A 6,194-nucleotide genomic window follows, 5' to 3' on the forward strand; every position below is an offset into this window, starting at 1 on the left:
GCGTGATCTCGAACGCCTTGCCCGAGTGGGCAACGGTCGAGGTCTCGCTCGACTCGGTCAGGGTGGCGGGCGTCAGCGCGTCGCCGTCCGCCGCCAGATCCTCGGCCTCGCCGATCGAGGCGAAGTACGGCACCTTGACGGTGTCGCCCACCTTCACCTTGCCGTCCGGCATGCCGGTCTTGACGATGGCGGCGCCCGTGCCGCCCATCAGCTCCATGCCCGCGAACCCGCCGCGCACTGCTTCGGCCATGAGTTCCGGGATGATGATGTTGGTCTTGGTTGTGGTTCCCATGGCCTACCTCACTTGCCAGTGCGCTTGGCGGAGTCCGCCCTGAGCGCGTCGAAGGTTGCCTTGTCACTGCGGTACAGAGCGTCCTTCTCCATGTGGGAGAGTTGCTCGTACGTCTTGCCGTTGTGGGTGAGTGCGGCGGTGTTGGCGCCGGTCTCGTTGGTGGCCGGAGGATTCGGCTTGTTGGCCTTGTCAAGCGCCGCGATCGTCGGCAGCGCCTCGACGTGGGCCTTGAGCCAGGCCACGTCGTCGTCCTTGTCGAACGGGCGCGCGGCCAGCAGCGAAGGCTTCATGGCCTCCGTGACCTTGGTCGGAGCGCCGTCGAGGATCGCCGTGACCTCGGCCTTGCGGGCTGCGCTCTGCAGGTCAGCGACCTGCTTCTGCGCCGCCGGCAGCTGCTCCGCGTGCGACTTCCACGCAGTGGCGACGCCCAGGGCCTCGCTCGGGTTGTCCTTGCCGGTGAGCTTGCACAGCTCGCCGACATCTGCCGCAAGCCGGGTCAGCTTCGCGAGCGCCTCGGTCTCCGGCGCGTTCTCGGCCAAGCCGAGCGCACTGAGAAATGCCTTGTCCATGATGGACGTCTCCTTGGCGCTCGCGCGCCCCGTTGAAGCAACCGCCCCTTGCGGCTGCGAGATGCTTGCCTTCGCCTCCCATGGAGGACTCATCTCCATGTCGGCGTAGTGCTTGCCGATGTGGTCCCTTGCCCCCTTCATGTCCGCCTCGGGCAGGTCGACCCCGCCGCGCGCGCCTTCCAGGGCGTTCGCCGCAGCGATGCAGCCGGCGCGAGAGACCACGAGTTTTCCGCCCTGCACCTCGTGGTGGATGAGCTTGTAGGAGTCGAGCGACTCAGGCTTTTCTGCGTCGAACGCAGCGAACGCGCGGCTGTACTTGCCCAGGTCGAGCTTGCCGTCCTCGCCCGTTGCCCAGTTGCGCACGCTGGTAGCCGCTGCCTTGCCGCTCCAGCCTGCGGAGCTGTCGATCGGGCCGGACTTGAAGGCCACGGCTGATGCGAACTGCTGCTGGGCAACTGGCACGTACTGGATTTCGACCTGCTGCGGGTCGCCCTGCAGCACGGCGGTCTCGCCGACTATCTGATAGCCGATCTGCCAGAGCTTGCTGGTCATCTCGTAGACGACCCGGTCGTTGTAGACCTCGACGATCCACGGGCCGTTGAAGCACACCGAAGGATCGATCCCGTAGCGGCGCACCAGCGCGGAGCGAAGCGCACTCTGGATCGTGTTGAACCCCACCTCGAGCTGTGCGGTGCGCCGGTCGGCGGCCTCGCGCAGCGGGAACGCGTTGAACGTCGCGGGCACGTTCGTCAGAGCGCAGTTGATGATCTCAAGCACGCGCCCATTCGACTCGTCGAAGTAGAACCACGGCGAGACGTAGCCCCATTCCTCGTCGGCGATCTCCTGTGCGACTTCCTTCTTCCACCGGCAGTTGATGGCCCACAGCTCGGGCCCGTCGTCGGTCTCGCGCACTTCGAGCGTGAACCAGCCGACCGCCTTCTTGTTCTCGACCGACACGCTCGGATCGGGGATCGAGTGCCCCAGGTCGAAGCACAGCTCATTGCCGTACTGCGTGAACGCAGCCATGACGGCAGCGGCGGCCTCTGCGTCGAACAGGAAGCTCCCCTTCGTGGTCTTGTTGATGCCCGCCCGGAAGATGCGGATCTCCGTGGGCGGGCCCTTCGCCGCCTGCTCCCCCTTGCGGAGGATCGCGACCGGCATTCCCAGTCCGCGCATACGCATGGTGCACCTGTGTGGGCGCCCGCCGGGTCGGTGGACGCTACGTGTGAGTGTTGGTTGGCCCTACTTCGCTGTCGATTCGTCGCCGCTCAGGTCGATCTCTTCCACCTCGTCATGGTGGTAGCGGGCGCACTGCTCAACGATTGCGTCGTAGTCGTCCTGCTCCATGTCCTCGATCCAGTCCTTCTTCGAGGTCATGGTTCGTTCCCCAGTTTCCCGAGCAGCGCCTCAAGCGCCTTCTCAATCGGCCCGAAGTCATCGTCCTCCCATTGCATCGGGAGATACCCGCGATCGTCGCGTCCCTTGCGCATGTCTTCGAGTTGCTTGAGCAGGGTCTTGTTTCCGCTGCGCTTCGCCACGAACTGGGCATAGGCGCGCGCGAACTGCTCGCTGCGCCGAGCCATGTACTCCAGGTGCGAAGCCGCTTCGGCGCTCTTGCCCGCAACCTTCGCATAGACCTCGGCGATGCGCTTGGAAGCTGCGCTCTTGTCGATCGCGGCGATGAGCGCCTTGACCTCCGGCAGCTTCCTTGCCTCGGAAGCAATCGCGCCCGACTTCGTTGTGAGCTTGAGGCCTGCCCTATCGACCTGGTGCCCGTACTCGTGCAGGAAGTCCAATTCCTTCGAGTCCGACTTCGGGTTGATGACGATCCCCCAACCGTCACCGTCGGCCAGTGGAGCGTGGATGCCGTTCGCCTTTGCGGGGCCTCCGAACTTCTCCGGGTCTCCGACCGCGACCCTCACGTTGGCGGGCTTGCCGGCATGCGACTCGTCGGCGGCCTTCATGGCTGCCTCGATGCGCTTGCGGTCGGCCGCGCCGATACTATCCCATTCGATCGAATCCGAAGGCTTGGGGTGCTGCACACTCGGCTTCACAGGCTCAACGAACTTCGTTCCCTTCGGCGCTGGCATCGGGCCCACGCTGTTCGCCTTGGCCAGGTGCTGCTTGACCTGCTTGCTCAGTTCCGGTGGGTACTTCGTGAGGTCCGGCTTCCACTCGGCCTTATCGGGCGGCGCTCCCCAGCCGTCCTGTGCCTGCACCTTGGGCGGCGGCTTACCGAACTTCTCTTGACGTTCTGCCTGCTTCCTGCGGAGCGATCGGATGCCGCCCCTGCAGGCGTGATGAAGCGGCGGAATCCAGCCGCGCTTCGCAAACTCCTCCATAGGCAGCACAACACCATCGAGCGTCTCGCAGCGCTCTGTCGTGCGCAGGTCCATGATGGAGTCGTACATACCGAAGGGCCGAATCGGTAAAATGGCTGGGTCGTTCATCTGCGCCCAGCGTCCGGCGCTGTGCGCGAGCCCGCAGTTGTTGCGGTAGATGACCTCCAAACGCCAGGCCGGGTTCTTCACGCTCCCCTGCCACTCGTCGCGCAGCTTCTGACCGATCGACTTCTTGAAGTCTCCGAGGGGGGTGCCATTCTCGATCGCAGACCCCATGGCCTTGAACACATCGTTGAGCACGTCCGCTCGCGCGACCCCCGCCACCGTGAAGGCCTTGCGGCGCTCGGTTTGCGTGAACTCCTGCCACAGTTCCGCGGCGATGGGGACGCGCGCAAAGAACCACTTGATGGCCTCCACGAACTTCGCGACGTCGGGAGCCACCTCCCAGCCGGACTGGCTCACGCGTCCTCGAGAACCGCGAGTCTGCCTGCCATCTCCGCCAGCACGAGCGCGCGCGCTGTGAGGTTCTCGAACTCGTCTCCGGACACGTTTGGGTACGCCTTGAGCAGCGCCTTGCGCATTGACTCGTAGGATTCGGCCTTCTCGATGATCCCCGCCACCTCATCGATCCAAGGCGAGAGCGCCGCGGCGCCCTGGTCGCGAGCGTTGGCCGCGAGCGCGTCGGCGTACTGCTGACCTCGGATGAACCCCTTGGCTGAATCGGCCGAGTCTCCGCTGGCCAGCCGCGCGGTTCCGACCGGCGCTGTTTCGTCCGGCGGCTCCTCATCGGTAGGCTCGGGCGTCTCGGCTTCGGGCTTGCCTGTGGTCGGCGGGGCCTCCTCGCCATTGCCCGATGGCGCACCGAGCGCAGGCGGCGCCGGCTGCTTCGCGGGCGTGAACGGCTCGCCTTCCTTGACCGGCACGCCGAAGTCCTCGGCGTACTTCTCCTTGTCGACCGGGACGCCTGCGTTCTCCCAGGCGGTCAAAGCCTCTCCCGCCGTGCTGAGCGTCGTGGCCTTCGCGGCCAGGTCTTCCGGCAGGTCCGTGTTCCAGATCGGCCAGGGCGCCAGCTTGCGCGCGTTCTCGCGCTGGAAGTTGTACTCGGCCCAGAAGGCAATGCTCTGGTCGTGCAGCGTTGACGATGCGGTCCAGGCGTCCGCCTTCAGAATCGAGTTCTTGACGCTTCCGAGGGCCTTGGCCGCCGCGAAGCTGCCTGCTTGCACTTCCGTGCTGAGGTTCTGGCCGAGCAGGTTGATCGCGATGGCGAGGTTCGCCATGTCGATCTGCGCCTTGAACGTGCTCCACGTGTTGGCCGTGGACTCGATGAGCTCGACCTTGTAGCCGGGCGGAAGTGCGAACTCGGAGTCCCGCGCGATGTTGGCGAGGTCTGCCGCGAGCGCCGCGCGATCGGTCGGGCTCGATCCCTCCGACGCGGTTCCCACGAACAGCCCCATGCCGTGCCGTTCGGAGTAGCGGCCCCAGTCATCCTTCGCGTATTGCTTGAGCAGGAACCACCGCGACAGCGCGCGCCAACTGCCGCGGGCCCACGGGCGGATCAGCCCGTAGGGCGTGTGCAGGATCCACAACCCGTCGCCGGGCGTGATCTCGCGCTCGGTTCCGTCCGCCTGCTTGGCGTACCACTTGTTCGTCGTGGTGTCGCAGCGCACATGCTGCGCCGGCCAGTTCTGCAGGACCGGGATCTGGCGCTTGCCGCCCGTGGGGCGCTCGACCTGCTGCCAGTCGTTCCACGCGGGCCCCACGCCGAGCAGGATGCCCCATGTCATCATCTCGCACAGGGCGTGGTCGGGGTACGCTACGTCCCAGTCCTCCTCAGCCTCGAGGAACTGGACCGCCTTGCCGCGCCCGCGACCACGCCCCGGCTCGAACGTGAGATCCAGGCCGAGCAGGCCGCGAACCCGCACCTCCTGCAGACAGCCCTGGATACGGTCGTCGCCCAGCATCGACTCGCACAGCCGGGCGGCCTGGTAGAGTTGCCCCGCGTCGGCGGCGGTCTCGGCAGCGCGGATCATCGCGGGAGTGATGTCGGTGTAGCCGCGCACGCTCGACCAATGCATGGCCGTCTTGGGCGGGGAGCCTGACAGGATCGCGCTTCGCCGCTGCGGCTTGCCTCTCGCTGCCGCCAGAACCGCCCCAAGCCTGGGCACACGTCTGGCCGCCAACTGCAGGGCGGCGGTTGCTCGGGTGCGTAGGGTCATGCTCGTGCGGATCTGTGGTGAATGGCGCTGGTGTATCGAACCCCGGCTCCGCGCTCGCCGTACCAGCACGGCATTGCAACGCAGAGCACGAGGTCGTCATGGTCGCCCTCGCGCAATGCTTCGTAGCTGTCGTGCCCGGTGGCGATGTTGATCTTGACGCGGAAGGCCATCATCTCCCGGTCGAGCGTTGGCCCTTCCTTCAGCCCGTTTGCGATCTTGAGCCGCGAGGTCTGCACCAGCGACTGCAACGTTGTGGCGAGGTCACGCTTTGGGACGTGGTAGCCTTCCTTCGTGCGCGATACTGCGTTGCCGCCGGTGATGTAGATCGGGATCGGGTTGAGCCCCGCGGCCCGCATCATGTCGACCACGGGGGCGCCTACGCCGGTCGCATCGACCACAAGGGCGCAATCACACAGTTCGGGCTGGGCGACGATCTCCCTCACCCGGGAAACGATCACAGGGTACGGCGTGCCGAGTTTCGGGCGCTCCAGGTGGCGAAGATGGTACTCGATCGCAACCGCGGTTGATCTCGGCCGCGCCGGGAACACCCGGTGGTTGGCGGGCGTGACCGTGCTGTGTTGGATCTGCTCCAGCGCCGATATGGCGGTGAAGTCCTGGGCCTGCCCCAGGTCGACGCCTACCAGCCAACGCGACATCAGCCGCCACCAAACAGCGGGATAACGCCATCGCTTGTCGCGGTCGTTGCGCCGTCGAACAGCGGCTGAACGTCGTCGGAATGCGCGTCCATGATCTGATCGTGCGTGAACATCCCGTC

Annotated in this window: 6 protein-coding genes; all 6 read right to left on the bottom strand. The window is 66.0% G+C overall.

Annotation, left to right across the window (positions count from 1 at the left end):
• Window positions 1-292: phage major capsid protein (locus WC683_18855; GenBank protein ID MFA4974671.1), on the bottom strand; the 292-nt coding region annotated here is incomplete at its 3' end.
• Between the two features lie 8 nt (window positions 293-300).
• Window positions 301-2,037, bottom strand: a complete 1,737-nt coding sequence (locus WC683_18860; protein ID MFA4974672.1) for a phage protease — start codon at window positions 2,035-2,037, stop codon at window positions 301-303.
• A gap of 66 nt (window positions 2,038-2,103) precedes the next feature.
• Window positions 2,104-2,238, bottom strand: a complete 135-nt coding sequence (locus WC683_18865) for a hypothetical protein (GenBank protein MFA4974673.1) — start codon at window positions 2,236-2,238, stop codon at window positions 2,104-2,106.
• Window positions 2,235-3,665, bottom strand: a complete 1,431-nt coding sequence (locus tag WC683_18870) for a phage minor head protein (GenBank protein MFA4974674.1) — start codon at window positions 3,663-3,665, stop codon at window positions 2,235-2,237. Before WC683_18870 ends, WC683_18865 begins: the two co-directional genes overlap by 4 nt.
• Window positions 3,662-5,419 carry a DUF935 family protein gene (locus WC683_18875; GenBank protein MFA4974675.1) on the bottom strand — a complete coding sequence of 586 codons (1,758 nt, stop codon included), beginning with the start codon at window positions 5,417-5,419 and terminating at the stop codon, window positions 3,662-3,664. The genes WC683_18870 and WC683_18875 overlap by 4 nt, the downstream gene beginning before the upstream one ends.
• Window positions 5,416-6,075, bottom strand: coding sequence for a hypothetical protein (locus WC683_18880; protein ID MFA4974676.1), 660 nt, complete (start codon window positions 6,073-6,075; stop codon window positions 5,416-5,418). The genes WC683_18875 and WC683_18880 overlap by 4 nt, the downstream gene beginning before the upstream one ends.
• Between the last annotated feature and the right edge of the window lie 119 nt (window positions 6,076-6,194).

The organism is bacterium, assembly GCA_041648665.1.
Lineage (GTDB): Bacteria > UBA10199 > UBA10199 > 2-02-FULL-44-16 > JAAZCA01 > JAFGMW01.